At 63.2% G+C, this 23,050-nt stretch carries 22 protein-coding genes; 5 read left to right on the top strand and 17 right to left on the bottom strand.

Annotated features, from left to right (window positions below):
* Positions 1 to 7: 7 nt before the first annotated feature.
* The 3 genes from cobM to KTR60_RS15030 are packed head-to-tail and all read right to left on the bottom strand — an operon-like array spanning position 8 to position 2,795.
* Positions 8 to 757 carry a precorrin-4 C(11)-methyltransferase gene (gene cobM, locus KTR60_RS15020; protein ID WP_003944967.1) on the bottom strand — a complete coding sequence of 250 codons (750 nt, stop codon included), beginning with the start codon at positions 755 to 757 and terminating at the stop codon, positions 8 to 10.
* Entirely contained in the window at positions 754 to 2,037 is a 1,284-nt protein-coding gene (locus KTR60_RS15025) for a bifunctional cobalt-precorrin-7 (C(5))-methyltransferase/cobalt-precorrin-6B (C(15))-methyltransferase (protein WP_047270527.1), read from the bottom strand. The genes cobM and KTR60_RS15025 overlap by 4 nt, the downstream gene beginning before the upstream one ends.
* Positions 2,034 to 2,795 (bottom strand): SDR family NAD(P)-dependent oxidoreductase, encoded by a 762-nt coding sequence (locus tag KTR60_RS15030; protein WP_047270525.1) that lies wholly within the window; start codon positions 2,793 to 2,795, stop codon positions 2,034 to 2,036. The genes KTR60_RS15025 and KTR60_RS15030 overlap by 4 nt, the downstream gene beginning before the upstream one ends.
* Before the next feature lie 30 nt (positions 2,796 to 2,825).
* Between KTR60_RS15030 and KTR60_RS15035 the strand changes: the two genes are divergently transcribed.
* On the top strand, positions 2,826 to 3,251 hold the full coding sequence (locus tag KTR60_RS15035; protein ID WP_007729859.1) for a PPOX class F420-dependent oxidoreductase: 426 nt from the start codon (positions 2,826 to 2,828) through the stop codon (positions 3,249 to 3,251).
* Here the strand turns inward: KTR60_RS15035 and KTR60_RS15040 are convergent, their stop codons facing one another.
* Positions 3,252 to 4,388 carry a M24 family metallopeptidase gene (locus KTR60_RS15040; protein ID WP_047270523.1) on the bottom strand — a complete coding sequence of 379 codons (1,137 nt, stop codon included), beginning with the start codon at positions 4,386 to 4,388 and terminating at the stop codon, positions 3,252 to 3,254.
* Positions 4,389 to 4,425: 37 nt separating this feature from the next.
* Here KTR60_RS15040 and KTR60_RS15045 point away from each other — a divergent pair, with 37 nt between their 5' ends.
* Positions 4,426 to 5,391, top strand: a complete 966-nt coding sequence (locus KTR60_RS15045; protein WP_003944862.1) for a 5'-3' exonuclease — start codon at positions 4,426 to 4,428, stop codon at positions 5,389 to 5,391.
* A 4-nt stretch (positions 5,392 to 5,395) separates the two neighbouring features.
* On the opposite strand, the gene KTR60_RS15050 is transcribed toward KTR60_RS15045, so the two are convergent.
* The 7 genes from KTR60_RS15050 to pafA form a co-directional block, all read right to left on the bottom strand.
* Positions 5,396 to 6,220: a DUF4333 domain-containing protein gene (locus tag KTR60_RS15050; protein WP_003944884.1), complete on the bottom strand. Its 825-nt coding sequence runs from the start codon at positions 6,218 to 6,220 to the stop codon at positions 5,396 to 5,398.
* A gap of 52 nt (positions 6,221 to 6,272) precedes the next feature.
* A complete protein-coding gene (locus KTR60_RS15055) occupies positions 6,273 to 8,984 on the bottom strand; it encodes a DEAD/DEAH box helicase (RefSeq protein WP_228400999.1) in 2,712 nt (903 codons plus the stop codon).
* A gap of 48 nt (positions 8,985 to 9,032) precedes the next feature.
* The gene (gene tatC, locus KTR60_RS15060) at positions 9,033 to 10,061 is read right to left on the bottom strand and encodes a twin-arginine translocase subunit TatC (protein ID WP_003945030.1); all 1,029 of its coding nucleotides are present in this window, start codon (positions 10,059 to 10,061) and stop codon (positions 9,033 to 9,035) included.
* 73 nt (positions 10,062 to 10,134) lie between these two features.
* A complete protein-coding gene (gene tatA / locus KTR60_RS15065; RefSeq protein ID WP_003944836.1) occupies positions 10,135 to 10,410 on the bottom strand; it encodes a Sec-independent protein translocase subunit TatA in 276 nt (91 codons plus the stop codon).
* 134 nt (positions 10,411 to 10,544) lie between these two features.
* Positions 10,545 to 11,522: a helix-turn-helix transcriptional regulator gene (locus KTR60_RS15070; RefSeq protein ID WP_030536343.1), complete on the bottom strand. Its 978-nt coding sequence runs from the start codon at positions 11,520 to 11,522 to the stop codon at positions 10,545 to 10,547.
* Complete coding sequence (locus KTR60_RS15075) at positions 11,522 to 12,532, bottom strand: helix-turn-helix transcriptional regulator (RefSeq protein WP_042919732.1); 1,011 nt, start codon at positions 12,530 to 12,532, stop codon at positions 11,522 to 11,524. The genes KTR60_RS15070 and KTR60_RS15075 overlap by 1 nt, the downstream gene beginning before the upstream one ends.
* A gap of 110 nt (positions 12,533 to 12,642) precedes the next feature.
* Entirely contained in the window at positions 12,643 to 14,001 is a 1,359-nt protein-coding gene (gene pafA / locus KTR60_RS15080) for a Pup--protein ligase (RefSeq protein WP_007729869.1), read from the bottom strand.
* Between the two features lie 144 nt (positions 14,002 to 14,145).
* Between pafA and KTR60_RS15085 the strand changes: the two genes are divergently transcribed.
* Positions 14,146 to 15,564 carry a bifunctional phosphatase PAP2/diacylglycerol kinase family protein gene (locus tag KTR60_RS15085; protein ID WP_007729871.1) on the top strand — a complete coding sequence of 473 codons (1,419 nt, stop codon included), beginning with the start codon at positions 14,146 to 14,148 and terminating at the stop codon, positions 15,562 to 15,564.
* Positions 15,565 to 15,601: 37 nt separating this feature from the next.
* Here KTR60_RS15085 and prcA read toward each other — a convergent pair whose 3' ends face one another.
* From prcA to dop, 4 genes are all read right to left on the bottom strand, one after another.
* Entirely contained in the window at positions 15,602 to 16,369 is a 768-nt protein-coding gene (gene prcA / locus KTR60_RS15090; protein ID WP_003945006.1) for a proteasome subunit alpha, read from the bottom strand.
* A complete protein-coding gene (gene prcB, locus KTR60_RS15095; protein ID WP_054187394.1) occupies positions 16,366 to 17,244 on the bottom strand; it encodes a proteasome subunit beta in 879 nt (292 codons plus the stop codon). The genes prcA and prcB overlap by 4 nt, the downstream gene beginning before the upstream one ends.
* Positions 17,241 to 17,435, bottom strand: coding sequence for a ubiquitin-like protein Pup (locus tag KTR60_RS15100; RefSeq protein ID WP_003944925.1), 195 nt, complete (start codon positions 17,433 to 17,435; stop codon positions 17,241 to 17,243). The genes prcB and KTR60_RS15100 overlap by 4 nt, the downstream gene beginning before the upstream one ends.
* Before the next feature lie 148 nt (positions 17,436 to 17,583).
* Positions 17,584 to 19,083, bottom strand: coding sequence for a depupylase/deamidase Dop (gene dop, locus KTR60_RS15105; protein ID WP_003944852.1), 1,500 nt, complete (start codon positions 19,081 to 19,083; stop codon positions 17,584 to 17,586).
* A gap of 58 nt (positions 19,084 to 19,141) precedes the next feature.
* On the opposite strand from dop, the gene KTR60_RS15110 reads away from it, so the two are divergent.
* Positions 19,142 to 19,699, top strand: coding sequence for an NUDIX hydrolase (locus KTR60_RS15110; RefSeq protein WP_210377140.1), 558 nt, complete (start codon positions 19,142 to 19,144; stop codon positions 19,697 to 19,699).
* Between the two features lie 35 nt (positions 19,700 to 19,734).
* Here KTR60_RS15110 and KTR60_RS15115 read toward each other — a convergent pair whose 3' ends face one another.
* Together KTR60_RS15115 and arc are read right to left on the bottom strand one after the other, a co-directional pair.
* Entirely contained in the window at positions 19,735 to 20,412 is a 678-nt protein-coding gene (locus KTR60_RS15115) for a TIGR00266 family protein (protein WP_003944961.1), read from the bottom strand.
* Between the two features lie 118 nt (positions 20,413 to 20,530).
* Positions 20,531 to 22,306 carry a proteasome ATPase gene (gene arc / locus KTR60_RS15120; protein ID WP_003944870.1) on the bottom strand — a complete coding sequence of 592 codons (1,776 nt, stop codon included), beginning with the start codon at positions 22,304 to 22,306 and terminating at the stop codon, positions 20,531 to 20,533.
* A 195-nt stretch (positions 22,307 to 22,501) separates the two neighbouring features.
* Between arc and KTR60_RS15125 the strand changes: the two genes are divergently transcribed.
* Entirely contained in the window at positions 22,502 to 23,026 is a 525-nt protein-coding gene (locus tag KTR60_RS15125) for a hypothetical protein (RefSeq protein WP_228401000.1), read from the top strand.
* Positions 23,027 to 23,050 lie beyond the last annotated feature (24 nt).

Here is a 23,050-nt window from a genome sequence, read left to right on the forward strand (position 1 = left end):
GTCGAGGTCAGTGTGTGCTTCTCTCGCGCGCTGCCGAGTAGAGGTAGCTGTCCGGAAACCCCTCCGCAGTCAACACTCGGCCGACGATCACGACGGCCGTCTTCGTGATGCCGGCCGCATGAACAAGTTCGACGATCGTCTTCAAAGTGCCTCGAACAACGATCTCCTCGGGCCGTGAGGCGAAGGCGACCACCGCGACCGGGCAGTCCTCGCCGTAATTGTCGGCCAACTCGGATGCGATCTGTTCGATGCGATGAGCGCCGAGGTGAATCACCATCGTCGCGCCGCTGCGGCCGAGGGACCGCAGATCCTCGCCCTCCGGCATCGCCGTCGACAAGGTGGAGACTCGGGTGAGAACAATGGTCTGCGAGACGCCTGGGACAGTCAGCTCGCGCCCCAGCGCGGCTGCAGCCGCGGTAAATGCAGGAACACCGGGAATCATGTCGAAATCGACTCCTGCGGCGTCCAGGCGACGAGCTTGCTCTGCCACTGCACTGAAGATCGACGGATCACCGGAATGCAAACGCGCGACGTCCAGCCCAGCGGAATCCGCTTCGACAAGAATCGCGGTGATCTCGTCCAGGCTCAGCCGAGCAGTGTCCACGACCTGAGCTCCGACCGGGCACCACTCGAGCAACTCCGCTGGAACAAGGCTGCCTGCGTACAAGCACACAGGGCTCGCAGCGATGATCCGTTGCGCGCGGACAGTGATCAAATCTGCCGCACCGGGACCCGCACCGATGAAATGAACGGTCATTGTGTGGATTCCTCCGGCGTATCTGTGTCTGCGCCTGCAGACGGCTGACGTTTTGTGACGGACCATTGGACCACCGGAAGTTGCGGTCGCCAAACGTTGAACGTTCCCAACGGCTCGGCGCGCTGCACCTGAAAGCGTCGAAGCGTCCCACCATGGCGACTCATCCAGCCGAGCAGCAACGATTCGGACTCGGCGGTCACGGCGTTCGCGACCAGACGACCACCCACGCTCAACTGCTCCCAGCACGCTTCGAGCATTCCCGGTTGCGTGACGCCGCCGCCGACGAACACCGCATCGGGACGTCGAGTTTCGTCCGCAAACGCCTCCGGCGCGGCCCCTTTCACGTTCAACGCGGGCACGCCGAGATTGAGTGCATTGGCACCGATCTGCGACACGCGGCTCGCCACCTTCTCGAATATTGTTGCAGTGCAACGTGGGTGAGTTCTCATCCACTCGATGGCGACGGTTCCCGACCCACCGCCCACGTCCCAGAGGTGTTCTCCCGGCGCCGGGGCAAGCGCGCACAACGTCAACGCACGGATCTCCTGCTTGGTCATCTGACCGTCGCCGACAAAAGCAGCATCCGGTAGCCCCGGGATTCGAGTCAGCCGCAAGAGAGGATCGGCCGCGATGCACTCGACGGCCAGAACGTTCAACGCGTCCACGTCCTCGTCCGCGTGATCCCACTCGTCTGCGACCGTGACGGTCCGCGATTCCCCGGCCCCGCCCAGCTGGGCCAGCACGGTCACGATCGATCGACCGAAGCCCGCGCCGGACAACAGACGTGCCACCTCCCCCGGTGTCGAGCGCCCGTTGCTCAACACCAGCAGTCGCGCACCGTCAGTCACGGAAGCCAATACTGTCGCCGAGTCTCGGTTGACCAGGCTCACGACGTCGATCTCGGCCGATGCCCATCCCATTCGCGCGCTCGCCAACGCCGCCGACGACGGGTGGGAGATCACTCGCACGTTGTCCGCGCCGAGCAGCCTGACCAATGTGACACCGAGACCGTGGAACATCGGGTCACCGCTGGCGAGCACGCATACTCTGCGGTCCGCGTTCTCGGCGAACATCGACGGCAACGCCGGAATCATCGGAGACGGCCAGGTCAGCCTGGTGGGCGCACGCCGTGCCCCGAGATGTGTCGCCGGGACCAAGTCCAATTGGCGCGGCGACCCCATCAGGACCTCCGCGCCCAGGATTGCGCCCTTTGCGCTCTCGGACAGCCCATCCCAGCCGTCGGCGCCGATGCCGACGATCACCACCGGGTGTGTGGTCATCGCGGCATCCGGCGCCAGATCGTCTGAGGCAGAAGCCGCATGACGAAGAACACCGGCTGCAGAATTCGCGGTACCCACACACGCGTCGCCCCGGAGTTCAGTCCCCGCACGACGGCGTCCGCGACCTGCGACGGAGTGCTCGACATAGGGGCAGGCGACATTCCCTCGGTCATCTTGCCGATGACGAACCCGGGCCGTACCAGCATCAATTGGACGCCCGAACCGTGCAGCGCGTCGCCGAGGCCGCTGGCAAAACCGTCCAAGCCGGCCTTTGCGCTCCCGTAGACGTAGTTGGCGCGGCGAACCCGGACGCCGGCGACGGACGAGAACACCACGATCTTTCCGGTTCGCTGTCGGCGCATGATCTCCGCGAGATGCGTGAGGATGCTGACCTGAGCCACGTAGTCGGTGTGCACCACCGCGACCGCGTGCGCCGAGTCGGTTTCGGCACGCGCCTGATCGCCGAGCATTCCGAAGGCCAGCACTGCAATCGAAATCCGGCCGTGCTCGGCGACTACGGCGCCCAGGAGCTCTCCGTGCGTGTCGACGGCGTCGGCGTCGAACTCGACGGTGGAGACGTCGACAGCGCCGGCGTTTTTGAGCATCTGCTCCTGCTCCGACAGCTCTCCGCTGCGTCTGGCAGCCAGAACGATGTTGCGGCCCGGCGCGAGCCTGACCGCGATCTCGAGGCCGATCTCACTTCGTCCGCCGAGGAGCAGTACCGTCTCGATGTCATTCACGTTCGCACCCGCAGTCACCGCTCCAGTGTCCTGGATTACCGTCGTGGCATGACGCTCACCCCCTCCACCACGCCATCGTCACAGCAGACTCTCACTGAAGACGGGCTGAAGTTCGTCGGTGAATACCACCTCGCGACACTCACGACGTTGCGTCCGAACGGCACCCCACACGTCGTTGCCGTCGGGTTCACCTGGGACCAGGAAGCCGGAAAAGCGCGCGTGATCACCAGCGGTGGCTCACAGAAGGCGATCAACGCAGCGCGTGGCGGATACGCCGCCGTCAGTTCGGTCGACGGTGGCCGCTGGCTCACGCTCGAGGGGCCGGCACGCGTGCTCACCGACGCGGACTCCGTGGCCGACGCCGTTCGGCGCTATGCCGAGCGGTACCGCCAGCCACGGGTCAATCCCGCGCGCGTGGTCATCGAAATCGACGTCACACGCATACTCGGGTCCGCTGCGTTCAAGAAAAGCTGATCAGGCGAGGACAGTCAGGCCGTGCGGACGGTTGTTGAACGACTCGCAACCGTCGGCGGTCACGACGACGATGTCCTCGATACGGGCACCCCAACTGCCGCGGAAGTAGATTCCCGGTTCGATGCTGAAGGCCATACCTTCGACGAGTTCGATGGTGTTGCCCTCGACGATGTACGGCTCCTCGTGCACGGACAGCCCGATACCGTGACCGGTGCGGTGAACGAATACCTCTGCAAGCCCTTGTGCGGCAAGCACTTCGCGGGCTGCAACGTCCACGGATTCTGCGGAGACTCCTGGCCGCACCGAATCGACCGCAGCCTGCTGCGCCGCCTCGAGTACCGCGAACTGTGCGGCAACCTCCGCGGAAGGCTGCCCCATGCTGTACGTGCGAGTGGAGTCCGAGTTGTATCCGGGCTCGACCGGTCCGCCGATGTCGATGACCACGATATCGCCGCTCTCGATCACCCGGTCCGAAACCTCGTGATGAGGATCGGCGCCGTGCGGGCCCGAACCGACAATCACGAACGCGGCCTCGGTATGCCCCTCTTCGAGAATCGCCACCGAAATCGCTTCGCCTACTTCAGCTTCCGTACGTCCGACGACCAAGAACTCGGCCATGCGGGCGTGAACACGGTCGATGGCCGCACCGGCTCGCCGCAATGCCTCGATCTCGGCGCCGTCCTTGACCATCCGCAATTCGCGCAAGACGCCGGTGGCGAGAATCGGCAACGCGCCCAAGGTGTCTGCGAGCGGGATCAGATGCAGCGCAGGCATCGCATCCGTCACCGCAACCTTCGCGCCGGTCGGGAGTTGCGCCGCCACAATCGCATACGGGTCGACACCGTCGACCCAGTCGAGGACGGTCAACCCGAGATCGCCCACTGCCGATTCCTTCAGCGACGCCAACTCCAACCGAGGAAGTACGACGGACGCCTTCGCCGTGTCTGCGGCGATGACCAACGCGGTCAAGCGCTCGAACGAGTCAGCCCGAGAACCTGTCAGGTACCGAAGATCCGGACCTGGAGTCACCACCAGACCGTCGAGACCTGCTGATCGAGCCAACTCCGCGGCGCGAGCGATACGTGCGCCGTACACGGCGCTGGAGAATCGGGAATCCTGTTCGGCTGGAGACGTCATGGCTTACAGGTTAGTGCCGACTGGCAGGATGGTGACCATGAGTGGGCCATTGCTTCTCCTCGACGGTGCCAGCCTGTGGTTTCGTGCGTTCTACGCGCTGCCCGAGTCATTCGTCGACCCCGACGGAAGACCTGTCAACGCGGTGCGCGGTTTCACCGACATGGTTGCTTCCCTGATCACCAAACACCAGCCGAGTCGTCTCGCCGTGTGCCTGGACTTGGACTGGCGACCGCAGTTCCGCGTCGATGCAGTCCCGACGTACAAAGCGCATCGCGTCGAGGAAGGCTCTGACGGTGCGTCCGAAGAAGTTCCGGACACGTTGACGCCTCAGGTCGACATGATCATGGACGTGCTCGCTGCAGCGGGTATCGCGACGGCGGGTGCAGTCGGACTCGAAGCCGACGACGTACTGGGAACGCTTGCCGCCACCGAGCGCGAAGATCTCACCGTCGTCGTCAGTGGTGACCGAGACCTACTGCAGGTCGTCACCGACGAGTACGTGCCCGTCCGTGTCCTGTACGTGGGCCGTGGCCTGTCCAAGGCGGAACTCTTCGGACCGGTCGAGGTTGCGGAGAAATACGGAGTCCCCGGTGACCGTGCGGGCGAGGCTTACGCCGAACTCGCGGTACTGCGCGGAGACGCCTCCGACGGTCTACCCGGCATCAAGGGTGTCGGTGAGAAGACTGCGTCGACACTGATGCTCCGTTACGGCTCGTTGGCCGGACTTCGGGCGGCCGCAGCTGATCCTGAATCGGATATGGCCAAGGGGATTCGCGCAAAACTGACCTCACCTGAGGCAATGGCTTACCTTGATGCTGCGTTGCCGGTCGTACGAGTGGTTCGCGACGCGGACGTTCAGTTCTCGAAGGACGACCGACTCCCGGCGACCCCCGTCGATCCCGCACGCCTCGAGGAAGTGGCGGCCTCGCTGAACATCGAGCGCTCGGCCGGCCGGCTTGCCGCCGCGCTCGAGGCTGCGGCGGCAGGCCGTTCCGACCAATAGGGCGTCAGCTCGGGCGGCTGACCTCGTACGTGCCGTTGTCGTCGACAAACGTCACGGTCACGTTCGACTTCACACCCGCGATCGAAAGCGTGCAGGTGAACTTGTTGCCTGACTTGACTTCCTGGTCCGCGGGGCACTGAACGTTGCTCACGTTCTTCGCCCCGTAGGACTCGGTGACGATCTTCTCGACGCCGGCCTGAGCCGCGCTCTGATCGAGTGTGTTCTTGCCGAAGACTCCGAACACCAGGGCCACCACGACAGCGGCAAGAACGACGAGAACGCCGATCGCACCGAAGATCAGGGGCTTCTTCGACTTACCCGACTGGTTTCCGGGCGCACCGGGACTCGGGAACGGCTGAGCCTGGTTCCACTGGTTCTGCTGTCCCGGAGTCTGCCCGGGGGCCGTGGCGCCCCACGCCTGCTGCGGTGCGGCAGCCGGAGGCTGACCCCACGCCTGGGTTGCGTCAGGTGACTGCTGTTGCCCGGGCTGACCCCACGGCTGTGCGGGAGGTTGTTGCTGGGGTTGTCCCCACGGCTGTTGCTGGCCGGGTTGTCCTTGTCCAGGCTGCTGCGGCTGACCGTACGCAGGCTGACCACCCGGCTGGCCGTAGGCAGGTTGTCCCCACGGCTGTTGCTGGCCGGGCTGCTGACCGGGCTGCGGTGTTTGACCAGGCTGACCCCACGGCTGTTGCTGGCCGGGCTGCTGACCAGGCTGCTGTTGTCCGCCCGGCTGCTGAGGATTCTGCCCCCACTGCTGCTCGTTCGGCTGCTGCTGATCACCAGGACCCCATTGCCGATTCGGATCGTTCGGTCCGTAAGGCCCGCTCATGTTCGCCTCCCACTCGAAATACCAGTCTGCGAATCAAACCACATAGTTGCGGTCATGCTGCGTCGACAGCAACTACCCCGCGACGAATTGCAGCTACCGCCCGCGCCGCAGTCTTCGCGACGTCGGCGTCCGTCGAAGTCAGGCGGACCTGATCGAGGAGATCGATCACCTGACGACACCAACGTACAAAGTCACCCGCAGACAGCGCACGACCCTGCACTCCAGCCGCGATCAGTGCGTCGACAAGCGAGTTTTCGCTCGCCCAGTGATAAACGGCAGTGACGAATCCGAGATCCGGTTCCCGCGTCGGCGGCAGCTTGTGGCGAATCTCGTCCGACCGCAGTTCGCTCCACAATCGTTGAGTGTCGTTGAGGGCGTGACGAAGCGCCGCTGTCGGCACCCGATCGACGGTGTCCCCGTCCCGACGTGATTCGTAGACCACCGAGGACACGACGGCCGCCAACTCAGCCGGGCTGAGTCCTGTCCACGCCCCGGTCCGCAGGCATTCGGCGACCAGAAGGTCGCTTTCCGAGTAGATGCGGCTGAGTCGTCGTCCGGATTCGGTGACTTCGGGCGCTGCTTCGGCAGTCATGTACTCACGCTCTTTGAGTAGCGCAATGATGCGGTCGAACGTCCGCGCCAACGAGTTGGTGGTGGCCGCAGCCTTTTCCCTCATCGACTGCGTTTCCCTGGCCAGCCGGTTGCAGCGCTCACCGATCCGGCTCAGATGTTCACGATCGGGCCAGCTGTGGCACGGATGCGAGCGAATAGCACGTCGCAAAGTAGCGACCTCGGCATCTTCGGATGCGCCCGCCTTGTGGCGCTTCTTTCGCCGGGGGGCACTGATCCCGGTACTACGCAACGCCGAGGCCAGATCGCGCCGGATCCGGGCGGTGTGGTGATCGACATGCTTGGGCAGTCGCATCTTTCCCAGAACGTCGGCTGCTTCCGGGAAATCACCCGAGGAGAGTCGGCCGGCCCACTGATCGGCCGTCAGAACCAGCGGACGCGGGTCCTTCGGATCGTTGTCCGGGACGAGGACCACTGCCACCCCTGAATGACGACCGATGGGAATTGCGATCACGTCACCGCGGGCGAGTGCACGGAGGGACTCCACCGCATCTCCGCGTCGGTCTTCGCGGCCCTTACGTTCGAGCGCGCGCTCGCGCGCACTGAGCCGCTCACGCAACGACGCGTATTCGAAGTACTCACCGTCCGCACCGCCGAGTTTCTCCTGCAAACCCTTCAGTGCTTCTTCGTTCCGCTCGATGCCACGCACCAGGCCGACCACCGAGCGATCCGCTTGGAACTGCGCGAAGGAACGCTCGAGCAGCTTCCGTGAATCCGCCGCGCCCATGCGTTCGACGAGATTGATCGACATGTTGTACGAGGGGCGGAACGAACTGCGGAGCGGGAACGTCCGTGTCGACGCCAAGCCGGCGACATCCGTCGGCTCGACCCCGGGCTGCCACAGGACCACAGCGTGGCCTTCGACGTCGATGCCGCGTCGGCCGGCCCGACCCGTCAGCTGCGTGTACTCCCCCGGCGTCAGTTCGGCGTGCGATTCACCGTTGTACTTGACCAGACGTTCGAGCACCACCGTGCGTGCCGGCATGTTGATGCCGAGGGCCAGCGTCTCGGTCGCGAAGACCGCCCGCACGAGCCCCTTGACGAACAGTTCCTCGACTGTCTGGCGGAATGCCGGCAGCATGCCGGCATGGTGAGATGCCAGTCCGCGTCGTAGTGCCTTGCACCAGTCCCGATATCCGAGAACTTCGAGATCCTCTTCGGGTAGTTCCCCGGTGTGTTTCTCGATGATGGTGTCGATCTCGCGGACCTGCTCCGGCGAAGTGAGATCCAGTCTGGACCGCAGGCACTGTGCAAGAGCCGCATCACAACCGGCGCGGCTGAAGATGAAAGTGATGGCCGGGAGCAGTCCGGACTGATCGAGCTGAGCGATGACGTCAGGTCGTGGCAAGGGCCGGAAATCGTTGGAGCTCTGGTAGCTGCCGCGTCGTCCGCGGCCACGCGGCTGCCAGCTCTCGACGCGTTCGAGAGCCTGACGCTGCTTGACGTGGCGAACCAGATCCTGGTCGACGAGCACGGTCTTCGGCCCGGCAGCAGGATGACTACGACTGTCGAAGAGATCGAAGATTCGCCTACCGACCATGATGTGCTGCCACAGCGGGATCGGCCGAGTCTCGTCCACGACCACAGTGGTGTCGCCGCGGACGGTTTCCATCCAGGCACCGAATTCTTCGGCATTGCTCACGGTCGCCGACAAACTCACCAGGCGTACGTCCTCGGACAGGTGCAGGATCACTTCCTCCCACACCGCCCCGCGGAACCGGTCGGCAAGGTAATGCACTTCGTCCATGACGACGTGCGAAAGCCCGCGCAGTGCCTCGGAGTTGGCGTAGAGCATGTTCCGCAGGACTTCGGTGGTCATGACGACCACCGGTGCGTCGGAGTTGATACTCGAATCACCCGTCAGCAGACCGACTTCGCCGGGGCCGTACCGCTCGACGAGTTCGGCGTACTTCTGATTGCTCAACGCCTTGATCGGCGTCGTGTAGAAACACTTGCGGCCCGCCGCGAGAGCCAGGTGGACAGCGAACTCGCCGACCACGGTCTTGCCTGCACCGGTCGGCGCGCAGACAAGGACGCCGTGGCCCGCTTCGAGCGCAACGCATGCCTTCACCTGGAATGGATCGAGTTCGAACTTCAGGCTGGACGCGAACGTGCTCAGTTCACTCTTGTTCATAACCACCTCGTCAGGGTTTCACACGCCGCCGACGTGGTGGCACGGCGCTCAGAGAGTGTCAGTGAAATCCTGGCCGGGCGCGTTGTCGCCGGCGGTGTCGGATTTCTCCGCGACCGGAGCCTTGGACTTGGACTTACGTCCGAACAATCCACTCGATTCGGCCTTGGGTTTGGTCGGATTGTCGAAAGCCTCGTTCAGATCGGACGGAGCCGAGATGGAGGAAGCTTCCTCGTCGGACAGTGCGCCCCAGTCTTCACCGGCTCGCTTGGCCTTACGTTTGTCGTTGAGGCGAGCGATCTGGACCGCGACCTCGAAGAGAAGCGTCAGAGCCAGCGCGAGCGCCAACATCGAGAACGGATCCGACCCTGGCGTGGCAACTGCAGCGAATACGAAGAGCCCGAAGATCAATCCTCGACGCCAGGCCTTCAAACGCTCGTACGTCAGAATGCCGGCAAAGTTCAACACGACGACGAGCAGTGGGATTTCGAAGCTGACGCCGAAGATGAGCAGCAGATTGATGATGAAGCCGAAGTACTCCGAACCACTGAGCGCGGTGATCTGGACGTTGTCACCGATGGTCAGGAGGAAGTGCAAAGCCTTCGCCACGACGAGGTACGCCAGGATTGCGCCGAGAATGAAGAGAGCGGCACCTGCGGTGACGAATCCGACCGCGTAGCGACGCTCTTTGGCGTATAGGCCCGGGGTGATGAATGCCCACAATTGGTAAAGCCACACCGGGCAGGCAAGAACGATGCCGGCGGTGAGCGCCACTTTGAATCGCAGCATGAACTGTTCGAACGGCCCGGTCGCCAGCAATCGGCACGCGTCGTCGGTGCTGAGGTTGGCGCGACTCTCGGACGGAAGCTCACAGTACGGTCCGCGAAGCAGATCGCCCAGACTTTCGAGACCGAGTATCGAGTGTGAATACCAGAAGAAGCCGAACGCCGTGGTGATGATCACGCCGAGGAATGCGAACAACAAACGAGTCCGCAATTCGTACAGGTGGTCGACCAACGACATGGTGCCGTCTGGGTTGACCTTCCGCTTGCGGTTACGCGGGTCTAACGGAATACGCACTGTGCATCCTGGTCTTGGTCAGCAGACAACCGGGGTGAACGAATATTTCACCCCGGCTAGAACGCAGTGTGTACTAGAGCGGCTTGACTTCGGTCGGCTGCGCAACAGGTGCTGCTGCACCGTTTGCGACCACCGCGGTGTTGGCCGTCGGCAACTGTGCTGGAGCAGGCTGTGCGACCGGCGCGCTTGCGGGCGCCGCATCGTCGTTCTGCATTTCCTTGACTTCGCTCTTGAAGATGCGGAGGGAACGACCCAGACCGCGTGCTGCATCGGGAAGCTTCTTCGACCCGAACAGAATTACGACGACAACAGCGACAATCAGCCAATGCATCGGCTGCATTGCACCCATAACGACCTCCCATGATCAGATTCCTCGATGCTACCGGACACAACCGGCGCTCGGAGGTGCCAAAGCACTTACTTCAGCTACCTTTTACCTGTTTGTTTCCTGCGAACTCACTGAACGTGAAGTTTCCCGAAGTTTTACGAACCGATTACGTCATAGGCGTCGAGCGCCGCAACGGCTCGATCATGGACTTCGGAGACCAGTTCCGGCGGATGAAGGACCCGAACGCCCTCACCGAATCCCAACACCAGCCTTGCCATCCATTCAAGTGTTCCGAAACTCATCGTCGCCTCGACCGACCCGTCGTCGTTCACGTGCTCGACGTCCAACGGGTAGTAGTCGAGCATCCACACCCACTCTTTGGTGATGAACAACCGCGCTTCCGGAAGGGAACCGTCGCCGCTGAACAATTCGAGATTCGAATCCTCCTCGAGGGCCTGCGGCGGCGGGTCGGCGGGCTCGTCGAGTTGGACGGCGGCGTCGATCCGATCGAATCTGAACAACCGCACGCCCTCGGCTTGACGGCACCACGCCTGGAGGTAGCTGTAGTTGTCGACCAACACGATACGAACGGGGTCGACGATGCGCTCGGAGACCGCGTCACGCGAGGCCGAGTAATACGTCAATCGCAGGGCGGTCTTGTCTGCGAGCGCGGCTCTGACCGTCGCGGCTATCGGGTCTTCGGCGATGTCCGGCGCAGGCGATGTGTCCCGGTCCTGACCGATGGCTCGTGCCGCGGCCGAGCCTGCTGCGTCCTCGATCTTCGCGATGGCACGCTGCGCCGAGGACGGATCGACCATGCCCGGCATTTCCACCAAGGACCGCAGGGCGATCAGCAACGCCGTCGCCTCCGTCGAGGTGAGGCGCAACGGGCGATCGATCCCGGCCGAGAACGTGACCTCGATACTTTCCTCGGAGAAGGACAGGTCGATGAGATCACCGGGACCGTAACCGGGCAGTCCGCACACCCACAGTTGATTGAGGTCGGTCATCAGTTGAGTGGTGCTGACACCGAGCTCCTCGGCGGCCTCGGCGGGACTGATGCCAGGATTCGCGATGAAGTACGGCACGAGGTTGAGCAGCCGTGCCAACCGCGACGACAGTCGATTGCTCATCAGTGGTCCCCCTGTCCATGGCCGGTGATCGGGCTCGCCGCGGCGGCGCGCAGCTTCGCGACGACCTCAGCACGCAAATCCGGTGGGTCCAGCACCAATGCGTCCAACCCGTGACCGGCGATCAACCGAGCGGTCCATTCCCAGGATCGAACGGGGATGGCCAGCACGCTGCCGTCGCGATCGGTCAACCGCCGTTCGGACGACGACGTCGCAAGCCGCCGAAGCTCATGGGCGCGGCCGTCTGCGACCCATACCGTAGCCGTCCCGGTCACGACGCCCGAACCGGTCACGCGATCGACGACCTCGCGAAGGTCGACACCTTCAGGTTTGTGAACCGAACCGGCCGGGCCGAACTCCCTGACGTCGTCACCGATCCGTGAGAGCCGGAAGGTCCTCACCGCATCACGGTCGACGTCGTGCCCGACCAGGTACCACTTGCCGTTGTGCGTGACGACGCCCCACGGCTCGACGGTGCGCTCGGTGAACGGTTCGTTCAATGCGCCGCGGTGCTGAAAATGAACTGCTCGGCCGGCGTCGACCGCTGCAAGAAGCTTGCCGAGCGCGGGCTCCGAACCGCGGGTGCGCGCGGGAATCGCGGTGACCGGGGCGGCACTGACTTCTGAGTCGACCTGGACGCCGGCCGCTCGGAGTTTGAGTAGTGCACTCTGGGCTGCCGAAATCAGTTCCGGCGACTCCCACAACTGCACCGCGACGGCGACTGCAGCAGATTCCTCGCTGGTGAGGTCCACGTCCGGAAGCTCGTAGGCATTGCGATTGATCCGATACCCCTCGACGGTCGAGAACCGTCCTGCCAGACCGGTTTCCAACGGGACACCCAGGTCACGAAGTTCGTTCTTGTCGCGCTCGAACATGCGACTGAACGCTTCGTAGTTCGCGGAATCGTTGTACCCGGCCACACTGTCACGGATTTTCTCCGCCGTGAGGAACTGTCTGGTGGACAGCAATGCGATCACCAGGTTCATCAACCGCTCGATTTTTGATGTCGCCACGCCGAAATCCTAGTGGCTATCCGATAACCGAACGCGCGCCGGACACTTTCGTGCCCGGCGCGTCGCCGCAAATCAGACCTGCCGTCTTGTACATCTCGAAATTGAGTGACCTACATCGAAGCGATCAAACGCTCGACACGCTCGTCGACGGAGCGGAACGGGTCCTTGCACAGCACCGTTCTCTGCGCCTGATCGTTGAGCTTGAGGTGAACCCAGTCGACTGTGAAGTCCCGGCCTGCTGCCTGGGCTGCGGTGATGAAGTCGCCCCGCAATTTGGCGCGCGTGGTCTGCGGCGGATTCTCGACGGCGTCGTCGATCGTTTCGTCCTCGGTGACCCGCTTGACCAAGCCCTTGCGCTGGAGAACGTCGAAGACACCCCGGCCGCGTTTGATGTCGTGGTACGCCAAGTCGAGCTGCGCGATCTTGGGATCGGACAGATCGAAACCGTGACGGTCCTGGTAGCGCTGGAACAGCTTGCGCTTGATGACCCAGTCGATCTCCGTGTCGACCTTCGCAAAATCCTGAGCTTCGACGGCGTCGAGGGTGCGACCCCAGAGATCGACAACCTGCTCCACCTGCGGGTCCGGTTCGCGGTTACGAAGATGTTCGACCGCCTTGGCGTGGTACTCGCGCTGAATATCGAGAGCACTGGCCTGACGTCCACCAGCAAGGCGAACCGGCTTTTTACCGGTCACGTCGTGACTGACCTCGCGGATGGCACGAATCGGGTTGTCCAAAGCGAAATCGCGGAACGACACCCCGGCTTCGATCATCTCGAGCACCAGTGCGGCAGAACCGACCTTGAGCATCGTCGTCGTTTCGGCCATGTTCGAATCGCCGACGATCACGTGCAGGCGGCGGTACTTCTCGGCGTCGGCATGCGGTTCGTCGCGGGTGTTGATGATCGGACGCGAGCGAGTGGTAGCCGACGAGACGCCCTCCCAGATGTGTTCCGCGCGCTGCGAGAGGCAGAACGTCGCGGCCTTCGGAGTCTGCAGTACCTTTCCGGCGCCGCAGATCAACTGGCGCGTGACGAGGAACGGCAACAAGACATCCGAAATGCGGGAGAACTCACCGGCGCGCGCGACGAGAAAGTTCTCGTGGCAGCCGTACGAGTTTCCGGCCGAGTCGGTGTTGTTCTTGAAGAGATAGATGTCGCCACCAATACCCTCCTCGGCGAGTCTCGCCTCGGCGTCGATCAGCAGTTCTTCGAGCACACGCTCACCGGCACGGTCGTGATTGACCAGCTGGATGAGGCTGTCGCACTCGGCCGTCGCGTACTCCGGGTGCGAACCCACATCCAGGTACAAGCGAGCTCCGTTACGGAGGAAGACGTTGGAGCTGCGACCCCACGACACGACACGACGGAAGAGGTAACGAGCAACCTCGTCGGGGCTCAGTCTCCTGTGCCCGTGAAAGGTGCAGGTAACGCCGAATTCCGTCTCGATACCCATGATTCGTCTCTGCACACTTCGACAGTACAACCAGAATGCGAGGTTCACCCGTGTACTTCGATCGCGTCGTAAGTCACGACTCGACAACGTCGGGCGGCAGCATAGTGTGACGGTGTGAGCCTTATTCGCCGAAAAGTTGTCCGAAGCGACGTCAAAGTCATGGAAAGCACTGGAGCACTGCGCCCTTCCGTGCTCGACCCGACCATGCGGTTTCTCTCCAGAGCCGCCGATCACGGCGTTTTGTGGATGGTTGTCGCCGCCTTGCTCGCGATGATCGGCGGGCGGCCCCGTAGGGCAGCAGCACGCGGGCTGCTCGCACTGGCCGGTTCCAGCGCGCTGGCCAACGGCATACTCAAGCCCCTCTTTCCCCGCCGACGCCCACCGGCACGCGTCTGGCTGAGCCCGAAGCGAGGCGTCGACATTCCGACGTCGTCCTCGTTCCCCTCCGGACATTCGTCTTCGGCCGCGGCATTCACCGCGGCAGTGGCCATGGAGTCCCCGGTTGCTGGAGCTGCTCTGGCACCACTGGCCGCAGCAGTGGCGTACTCACGCGTTCACAACGGAGTCCACTGGCCGTCCGACGTCTTCGCAGGCCTCGCGGTCGGCGGTGCTATCGCTGCCGGCACACGTCGTTGGTGGGCGGTGCGGGACGAAGAGCCCGCCGAACTCGGACCCGAGTGCGTGGTTCCCGCGCTCCCGCGCGGAGAAGGCTTGTTGGTCTTCACCAATCCTGGTTCAGGCTCCGAGGACGACGGGATCGTGGAATCGATTCGAGAACTACTACCGGAAGCGATCGTCTACGAGTTCGACGCGGACATCGACTTCGACATGCAGATCGATGCCAAGATCCCCGAGCTCTCGCCGAAAGCGTTGGGTGTATGCGGCGGCGACGGAACAGTGGTCACGGTCGCGACCGCGGCGACAAAGCACGAGCTACCACTTGCGGTTTTTCCCGGCGGAACATTGAACCATTTCGCCCGCGACGTCGGGGCGGTGAATGTCGAGGAGACCGCACAGGCAGTCGAGTCCGGTCAGGCGGCATTCGTCGACCACGCGGTGGTGCGCACGGATTCCGGAGTGACTGCACGGTTTCTCAACACAGCCAGCCTCGGTGGATACCCGGATGCTGTGCGCCTGAGGGAAAAATGGGAACCGCGTTTCGGTAAGTGGCCGGCCGCAGGAGCCGCGATGATCCGGGTTCTCGCAGCGGCGGAGCCGATGACGGTGACCATCGACGGGAAGCGGACCACAATCTGGATGCTGTTCGTCGGAAACGGGCGATACTCCCCCGCCGATCAGGTGCCGATGTCGCGTCCGGAGATGAACCGTGGACTACTCGACGTCCGCTATCTGCGCGCGGACAAGAAATTCTCGCGCTCACGTCTGCTGTTTGCGGCTGCCACAGGAACATTGGGCAGCTCGCGGGTCTACGTTCGCGAACTCGTCTCGTCGATGTCGGTCCGAGTCGCCGATTCACCGGTAGCCATCGCCACCGACGGTGAAGTGGTGGCAGACGCGCGCCGGTTCGATTTCGACACCGAACCGGGCGCGGTGGCCGTCTACCGAGTCACTCAGTAACTCCAGACCTGCAGTAACTCCCATACCTACGGAGTATCTACGAGGGTGCGTCGCCGTTTGCCGGCGGCGCATCCTCGACTGCTGCCGGAGCTGGAAGCATCTCTTCCAAAACCGTTCCAGCGATCCGTTTGAACGCACGGCGTGGACGATTGCTGTCGAGTACGGCAACCTCGAGTGCACTCACATCGAGAGTTCGTGGTTCCGCCTCAGTGGTTCCGGCCGGTGCCGGGCCGCCCTTTTGGAGCGCCCCGACTGCAATCCGCACTGCGGATTCGAGGTCGAGGTCTCGCTGGTACGACTCGCGCATCGCCGTCACGATCGGTTCGGTCGTGCCGCCCATGACCACGAATTCCTGCTCGTCCGCGATGGATCCGTCGTACGTGATCCGGTAGAGCTGAGCCGGCGTACTGCTTCCGAAGCGACCGATCTCGGCAACACAGATCTCGACCTCGTACGGCTTGGGCTGCTCGGTGAAGATCGTTCCCAGGGTTTGTGCGTACGCATTGGCGAGCGAACGCCCGGTGACGTCCCGACGGTCGTACGAGTACCCACGCATGTCTGCGTGGACGATGCCCGCGCGGCGCAGATTCTCGAACTCGTTGTACTTGCCCACTGCCGCGAATCCGAGACGGTCGTACAGTTCGCTGACCTTGTGCAGAGCACGCGACGGGTTCTCGGCGACAAAGAGCACTCCGTCGCGGTAGGTGAGAACGACGACGCTGCGCCCGCGGGCAATTCCCTTGCGCGCCAATTCCGAACGATCGCGCATGATCTGTTCGGCGGATGCGTAGTACGGCATCGTCATAGCGCAGACTCCCCTTCCGGACTCGCGGTCGCCGTGCGAGCCGCGACGATCTCCCGGGCGATCTCGGCAGCCCTGGTGGGCGACAACTCCACAGCGCCGGCCGAGGTGATGGTGACCGCCGTCGGATAGATCCCTCGTGTCAGATCAGGACCACCGGTAGCCGAATCGTCATCTGCCGCGTCGTAGAGCGCCTCGACGGCGAACCGAAGCGCGGTGTCCTCGTCGATTCCCGGTGAATACAGCTTCTTGAGCGCCGATTTCGCGAACAGGGAGCCGGATCCGACTGCGTGATAGCCCGCGCGCTCCTCGTATCGCCCACCGACGACGTCGTAGGAGACGATGCGACCGGCGGTGGACGGATCGACCGCGTCCAGGTCGTAACCCACGAGCAGTGGCACAACCGCCAAACCTTGCATCGCTGCTCCGAGATTTCCTCGAACCATCGACGAAAGTCGATTGGCCTTGCCGTCGAACGTGAGTGGGACGCCTTCGATCTTCTCGTAATGTTCGAGCTCGACCGCGAAGAGCCGGACCAGTTCGATTGCGATCCCGGCCGTACCGGCAATACCCGCAGCCGAGTAGTCGTCCGTGACGTACACCTTCTGCACGTCACGGCTGGCGATGAGATTGCCCATCGTCGCTCGGCGATCACCCGCGAGCAGAACACCACCCGCATAGCTGATCGCGACGATGGTGGTGCCGTGCGGAGCTACGTCTCCCCCGCCCATGACAACACCTCCTGTGTCGGCGAAGCGGTTCTGCGGAAGATGCTCCGGTGCATGCACCCGAAGGTATTCCGAGAATGACGACAGATTCGAGCCGAAGCTCAACCGTGTGTCCCCGTCTGTGATCCGGGGCGCGCGATCCACCGTCACTGGCCGCCCTTCTGGACGTAGGCACGGACGAAGTCCTCGGCGTTCTCTTCCAACACGTCGTCGATCTCGTCGAGCAGGTCGTCGGTTTCTGCAGCGAGCTTCTCGCGACGTTCCTGGCCGGCACTGCCGTCGCCACCAGTGGTTTCGTCGTCTTCGCCGCCACCGGCACGCTGCGTCTGTTCTTGAGCCATCGCCGTCGACCTCCTTGTGTGAAGGGAGCTCTCGCGAGCATCCTGTTCGGCCCAGCAGAGTCGGTAACTGATCCCGCTCGGACCTTCACCCTACCGAGCGGCACCGTCAGGTGTGGAGAGACGCGACGGCGAGCCGCATCGGCTGATTTCAGTGAGTGAGCTGATCAACCAGTTCCGCGGCGCTGTCCACGGAGTCGAGCAACGCTCCGACGTGCGCTTTGGTACCTCGAAGCGGCTCGAGGGTGGGGATACGGATCAACGATTCACCGCCGAGATCGAAGATGACCGAATCCCAGCTCGCGGCCGCGATATCGGCCCCGAATCGGCGTAGGCACTCGCCCCGGAAGTATGCGCGAGTGTCGGTGGGAGGGTTCGTGACCGCGTCGAGAACCTGCTGTTCGGTGACAAGCCGCTCCATGGAGCCGCGAGCAACCAGGCGGTTGTACAGGCCCTTGTCGAGTCGCACGTCGGAGTACTGCAGATCCACCAGATGCAATCGCGGCGCCGACCACGCGAGTCCCTCACGATTGCGGAACCCTTCGAGCAGACGCAGTTTGGCCGGCCAGTCGAGGATGTTCGCGCACTCCATGGGATCGCGCTCGAGGAGATCGAGAACCATCGCCCACTTGGCGACGATATCGTCCGCTCGCGGATCACGATCGGTCTCACGGTCGAGGAACTTCGAGACACGTTCGAGGTAAATGCGTTGCAGCGCAAGCCCTGTCAGTTCACGTCCGTCGGCCAGCGCAACGGTCTTGCGCAGAGTGGGGTCGTGACTGATGTGGTGGACGGCCGTGACCGGACGCGCCAGTTGCAGATCGGTGAGGTCGACACCTGCCTCGATCAGGTCGAGTACCAGCGCCGTTGTTCCAACCTTGAGGTACGTCGACATCTCCGCGAGGTTCGCGTCACCGATGATGACGTGCAGGCGGCGATACTTGTCCGCATCCGCGTGCGGTTCGTCGCGGGTGTTGATGATTCCGCGCTTGAGAGTGGTCTCGAGGCCTACTTCGACCTCGATGTAGTCGGATCGCTGCGAAAGCTGGAATCCGGCCTCGTCGCCGGACTGACCGAGACCCACACGACCGGAACCGCAGATCACCTGCCGGGACGCGAAAAACGGCGTCAATCCGGTCACGATCGAGGCGAACGGGGTCTCACGTGAGCAGAGGTAGTTCTCGTGCGTGCCGTACGAGGCACCCTTGCCGTCGACGTTGTTCTTGTACAGCTGCAGCCGTGGCGCACCCGGCACGCTGGATGCGTGCCGCGCAGCCGCTTCCATGACGCGTTCGCCGGCCTTGTCCCAGATCACGGCGTCGAGCGGGTCGGCGACCTCGGGCGCCGAATACTCCGGATGGGCGTGATCGACGTACAACCGTGCCCCGTTGGTGAGAATCATGTTCGCGGCGCCGATCTCGTCCGCGTCGATCACCGGCGCGGGACCGCTCATTCGCCCCAGATCGAAGCCTCGGGCATCTCGCAGCGGAGATTCGACCTCGTAATCCCAGCGTGTGCGCTTGGCCCGTGGCACGCCCGCTGCGGCGGCGTAGGCAAGCACCGCCTGGGTTGAAGTGAGAATCGGATTCGCCGACGGCTCACTGGGTGAAGATATTCCGTATTCGACCTCGACACCGATGATCCGCTGCATGACACAAGAGCCTATGTGATTGCGGCGCGGCACCCACAGGCGTGGCACAGTTGGAGGAATGCACCAACCTCTCACCGCAGACCTGAATCCCGCGGACGAGGTAGTCGCCGTGTACGACCGGACGGGTAATCCGATCGGCCGAGCACCACGTTCGGTCGTCTACTCGGGTGGGCTCTGGCACGCGAGTGCGGGCGTCCTGGTTCGTACCGGGGACGGCTCCCGCATCTACGTCCATCGCCGAACCGACACGAAAGCGGTGTTCGGGGGCTATCACGACTGTCTTGCCGGAGGTGTCGTCGATCCAGGTGAGACGCCGCAGGAAACTGCGATCCGTGAAGTCGGTGAAGAACTCGGAATCTTCGGAACGGCAGACCAGCCACTCCGACTGACGGAGATCGCTCGAAAATCCTGGGACGGCGAGTGGAACAACTCTCCGTTGCACTGTCACCTGTTTGCGTTCGAACTCAGATACGACGGGCCGATGGCACATCAGCCCAGCGAGATCGCCGAAGGTTGGTGGTGGACGCCGAAAGAACTCGGCGCCCACCTGCAGGACCCGTCGTGGCCGTTCGTTCCGGACTCACGCGCGCTGCTGGCCGACTATTGCTGGAGCTGAACACCGCTGGGACTGAACACTGGTGGGACCTGTGATCAGCCCGGGGTGATCGCCGAGAGCCACGCAGCGAACGCGCTGGGGTTGCGGGTCTGCGCGAGAACGCGACCGGGTCCGGTGAAGTCGAAGACAAATCCTTCACCGGACTTCATCGACTGAATGGTGCGCCCCTGAACGGCGCGCCGCATGTTGAAATTCATGCCGAGGTCGTAGGCGACCACGTGACCGGTATCGATCGTGACTGTCTCGCCTGGCTGCAAGTCGATGACGTCGATCGCGCCGTAGACGGCCAGCACTACTTCACCGTCGCCACTTGCCCGCAGGCCGAAGCCTCCTTCACCGCCGAAGAGGTTGGACATGCCGCCCCACTTGGACTCGACCGTCACACCGTAGGAGTTGGCCAACCAGGTTCCACGGTTGAGGAAGAACGGGCGATCAGAGGTGATGGTCAGCGGGATCAGATCTCCGGGAAGCACACCAGTCACGTCGACCCAACCACCTTGCGGCGGAGCGGTATACGTCGTGACGAAAAATGATTCGCCGCTCAGCATCGACCGCTTGAGTCCCTGCAGGACGCCGCCCTGCGCCTTCGCTTCGAGAACTACGCCGGCAGAATGCGCGAGCATCGCCCCGCTCTCCACGCGCAGCGGTTCGCCGGGCGCGAGGTAGCAGCGAGCGACTGTGGACGACGGATTGTGTCGAAGATGTATCTGCACGGCGGGACTCTAAACCAGCGCGACCGACCGGTCCAATCGCAACGAAGTCAACGGCAGCGACGCAGAGATCGGGCCGACAACTCTCGCGGAGTGGCCGGCCCGATCGATGTTCGTTTCGTTACAGGTACTGGCCCGTGTTCGACTCCGTGTCGATCGCGCGGCTCGCACTGGCGTTCTTGCCCGTGACGAGAGTGCGGATGTAGACGATCCGCTCACCCTTCTTGCCCGAAATACGTGCCCAGTCATCAGGATTGGTGGTGTTGGGCAGATCCTCGTTCTCGGCGAACTCGTCGACGATGGAATCGAAGAGGTGCTGCACACGCAAGCCCGGAGCACCGGTGTCGAGCACAGACTTGATCGCGTACTTCTTGGCGCGGTCGACGATGTTCTGGATCATCGCCCCCGAGTTGAAGTCCTTGAAGAACAGAACTTCCTTGTCGCCGTTGGCGTACGTGACCTCGAGGAAACGATTCTCTTCGCTCTCCGCGTACATGCGATCGACGACGCGAACGATCATCGCCTTCAAGCATGCAGTGCGATCTCCACCGAACTCGGCGAGGTCGTCTGCATTGATCGGCAGACCGTCCACCAGGTACTTCGAGAAGATGTCCTGAGCGGATTCCGCGTCGGGGCGCTCGATCTTGATCTTCACGTCCAGTCGGCCGGGACGCAGGATTGCCGGGTCGATCATGTCCTCACGGTTGGAAGCGCCGATGACGATGACGTTCTCGAGCCCTTCCACACCGTCGATCTCGCTGAGCAGCTGCGGAACGACCGTTGTCTCCACGTCGGAGGAGACTCCCGAACCACGGGTACGGAAGATCGAGTCCATCTCGTCGAAGAAGACGATCACCGGAGTGCCCTCGGACGCCTTCTCACGAGCACGCTGGAAGATCATCCGGATGTGACGCTCGGTTTCGCCGACGAACTTGTTCAGAAGTTCCGGGCCCTTGATGTTCAGGAAGTAGGACTTGGCGTCCTTGCTGTCCTGACCGCGGGCTTCGGCGATCTTCTTGGCCAACGAGTTGGCGACGGCCTTGGCGATGAGCGTCTTGCCGCAACCAGGCGGACCGTAGAGCAGTACACCCTTCGGCGGCCTCAGTGAGTACTCGTGGAACAGATCCTTGTGGAGGAACGGGAGTTCGACGGCATCACGGATCTGTTCGATCTGACGCCCGAGACCACCGATGTCGTCGTAGTGAACGTCCGGAACTTCTTCGAGAACCAGATCTTCGACCTCGGCCTTCGGGATGCGCTCGAAGGCGTACCCGGCCTTGGTGTCGACGAGCAACGAGTCGCCCGGACGCAGTTTCCTGGTCGGAGAATCGGCGTCGTACGCGATGATGTCGGCTTCGGGGTCGGCGAAGACGGCTGCCAACGGCGCTGCGAGCCAGACGATGCGCTCTTCGTCGGCATGGCCGACCACCAGTGCGCGCAAGCCGTCGTCGAGTACCTCACGGAGCGTGCTGATCTCACCGACCTGCTCGTAGGTGCCGGCCTCGACGATGGTGAGTGCCTCGTTGAGGCGAACCGTCTGCCCGAGGGCGAGGGTGTCCGTGTCGATGTTCGGTGAGCACGTCAACCGCATCTTGCGACCCGACGTGAACACGTCGACGGTCTTGTCCTCGTGTACCGAGAGAAGGACTCCGTAACCGCTCGGCGGTTGACCGAGTCTGTCGACTTCTTCACGAAGCGCGATGAGCTGCTGACGGGCCTCTTTGAGGGTGTCCATCAACTTGCTGTTTCGGATGGACAACGAGTCCACCTTCGACTCCAGCTCACGCACCTGCTCCGGCGATTGTGCAAGTTGTCGGCGCAATACTTGTGCTTCCACTCGTAGCGCGTGGAGTTCTTCTGCTGCCGCAACCGAATCCGGGTTCTCTGTCGAGCTCATGTGCGTCTCCTCCCAGTGCGATCCATCAACGCTACCGGCATAAGGCCCCAACTGTCGCCAGACACGGTGCGCGAGTGCGAATTCACACCTGCGCGCGGACCGTGCCGACTGGTCTCGAGCCAGAATTTGGTCATGTTAGCCTTGCCTACAAGATGGAGACAGCGCCTGTCTCTCTTTACAACGAAAGGTAACGCTGTGATCATCCGCAAGACTCTCATCAGCGCTTGTGCTGTCGCTGCCGTCCTGACCATGGGTGCATGCAGCTCGGACGACAACAAGGATTCGACGGCTGCAAGTTCGACTTCCGCCGCCGCCTCGAGCACCACAGCCAAGGCCTCGGCTTCCGCCACGACGTCGGCTGCCGCTGCCGCAGCGGCTCCGACGGCCGAGGGGCTCAACGCTTCGCTCGTCGCTCTGATCGATCCGGCCAAGCCGATCGAGGAGAAGACCGCTCTGGTGGTCGACGGAACCAAGCGTCAGGCCAACATCGAGACGATGAGTGCTGCGCTGGGCGGTAACCCTGCCTACGCGATCACGTTCAACGTGGACAACGTCAAGGTCGACGGTCAGACCGCAACCGCAGACGTCGCCGTCGTCAGCCCGCACGGCGCCGCCCCGGCCACCCCGTGGACCTGGGAGCTCGAAGACGGCTCCTGGAAGCTGTCCGACACCTCGGCTTGCGTGCTCCTGGAAATGGGCCGCGCTTCCTGCACCGCATAACTTCCAGCTACGACAAGAGCGGCG

This window comes from Rhodococcus sp. C1 (assembly GCF_020809065.1).
In the GTDB taxonomy this organism is placed as follows: Bacteria; Actinomycetota; Actinomycetes; order Mycobacteriales; family Mycobacteriaceae; genus Rhodococcus_F; species Rhodococcus_F qingshengii.

Excerpts from the sequence above, each read along its gene's own strand:
- KTR60_RS15070 (WP_030536343.1), bottom strand. The coding sequence starts at position 11,522 with ATGAGCAATCGACTGTCGTCGCGGTTGGCACGGCTGCTCAACCTCGTG.
- KTR60_RS15085 (WP_007729871.1), top strand. The coding sequence starts at position 14,146 with ATGGAAAGCACTGGAGCACTGCGCCCTTCCGTGCTCGACCCGACCATG.
- KTR60_RS15055 (WP_228400999.1), bottom strand. The coding sequence starts at position 8,984 with ATGAACAAGAGTGAACTGAGCACGTTCGCGTCCAGCCTGAAGTTCGAA.
- KTR60_RS15100 (WP_003944925.1), bottom strand. The coding sequence starts at position 17,435 with ATGGCTCAAGAACAGACGCAGCGTGCCGGTGGCGGCGAAGACGACGAA.
- KTR60_RS15050 (WP_003944884.1), bottom strand. The coding sequence starts at position 6,220 with ATGAGCGGGCCTTACGGACCGAACGATCCGAATCGGCAATGGGGTCCT.
- KTR60_RS15045 (WP_003944862.1), top strand. The coding sequence starts at position 4,426 with ATGAGTGGGCCATTGCTTCTCCTCGACGGTGCCAGCCTGTGGTTTCGT.
- KTR60_RS15025 (WP_047270527.1), bottom strand. The coding sequence starts at position 2,037 with ATGACCACACACCCGGTGGTGATCGTCGGCATCGGCGCCGACGGCTGG.
- dop (WP_003944852.1), bottom strand. The coding sequence starts at position 19,083 with ATGCAGCGGATCATCGGTGTCGAGGTCGAATACGGAATATCTTCACCC.
- KTR60_RS15040 (WP_047270523.1), bottom strand. The coding sequence starts at position 4,388 with ATGACGTCTCCAGCCGAACAGGATTCCCGATTCTCCAGCGCCGTGTAC.
- KTR60_RS15110 (WP_210377140.1), top strand. The coding sequence starts at position 19,142 with ATGCACCAACCTCTCACCGCAGACCTGAATCCCGCGGACGAGGTAGTC.
- cobM (WP_003944967.1), bottom strand. The coding sequence starts at position 757 with ATGACCGTTCATTTCATCGGTGCGGGTCCCGGTGCGGCAGATTTGATC.
- tatA (WP_003944836.1), bottom strand. The coding sequence starts at position 10,410 with ATGGGTGCAATGCAGCCGATGCATTGGCTGATTGTCGCTGTTGTCGTC.
- arc (WP_003944870.1), bottom strand. The coding sequence starts at position 22,306 with ATGAGCTCGACAGAGAACCCGGATTCGGTTGCGGCAGCAGAAGAACTC.
- KTR60_RS15035 (WP_007729859.1), top strand. The coding sequence starts at position 2,826 with ATGACGCTCACCCCCTCCACCACGCCATCGTCACAGCAGACTCTCACT.
- prcA (WP_003945006.1), bottom strand. The coding sequence starts at position 16,369 with ATGACGATGCCGTACTACGCATCCGCCGAACAGATCATGCGCGATCGT.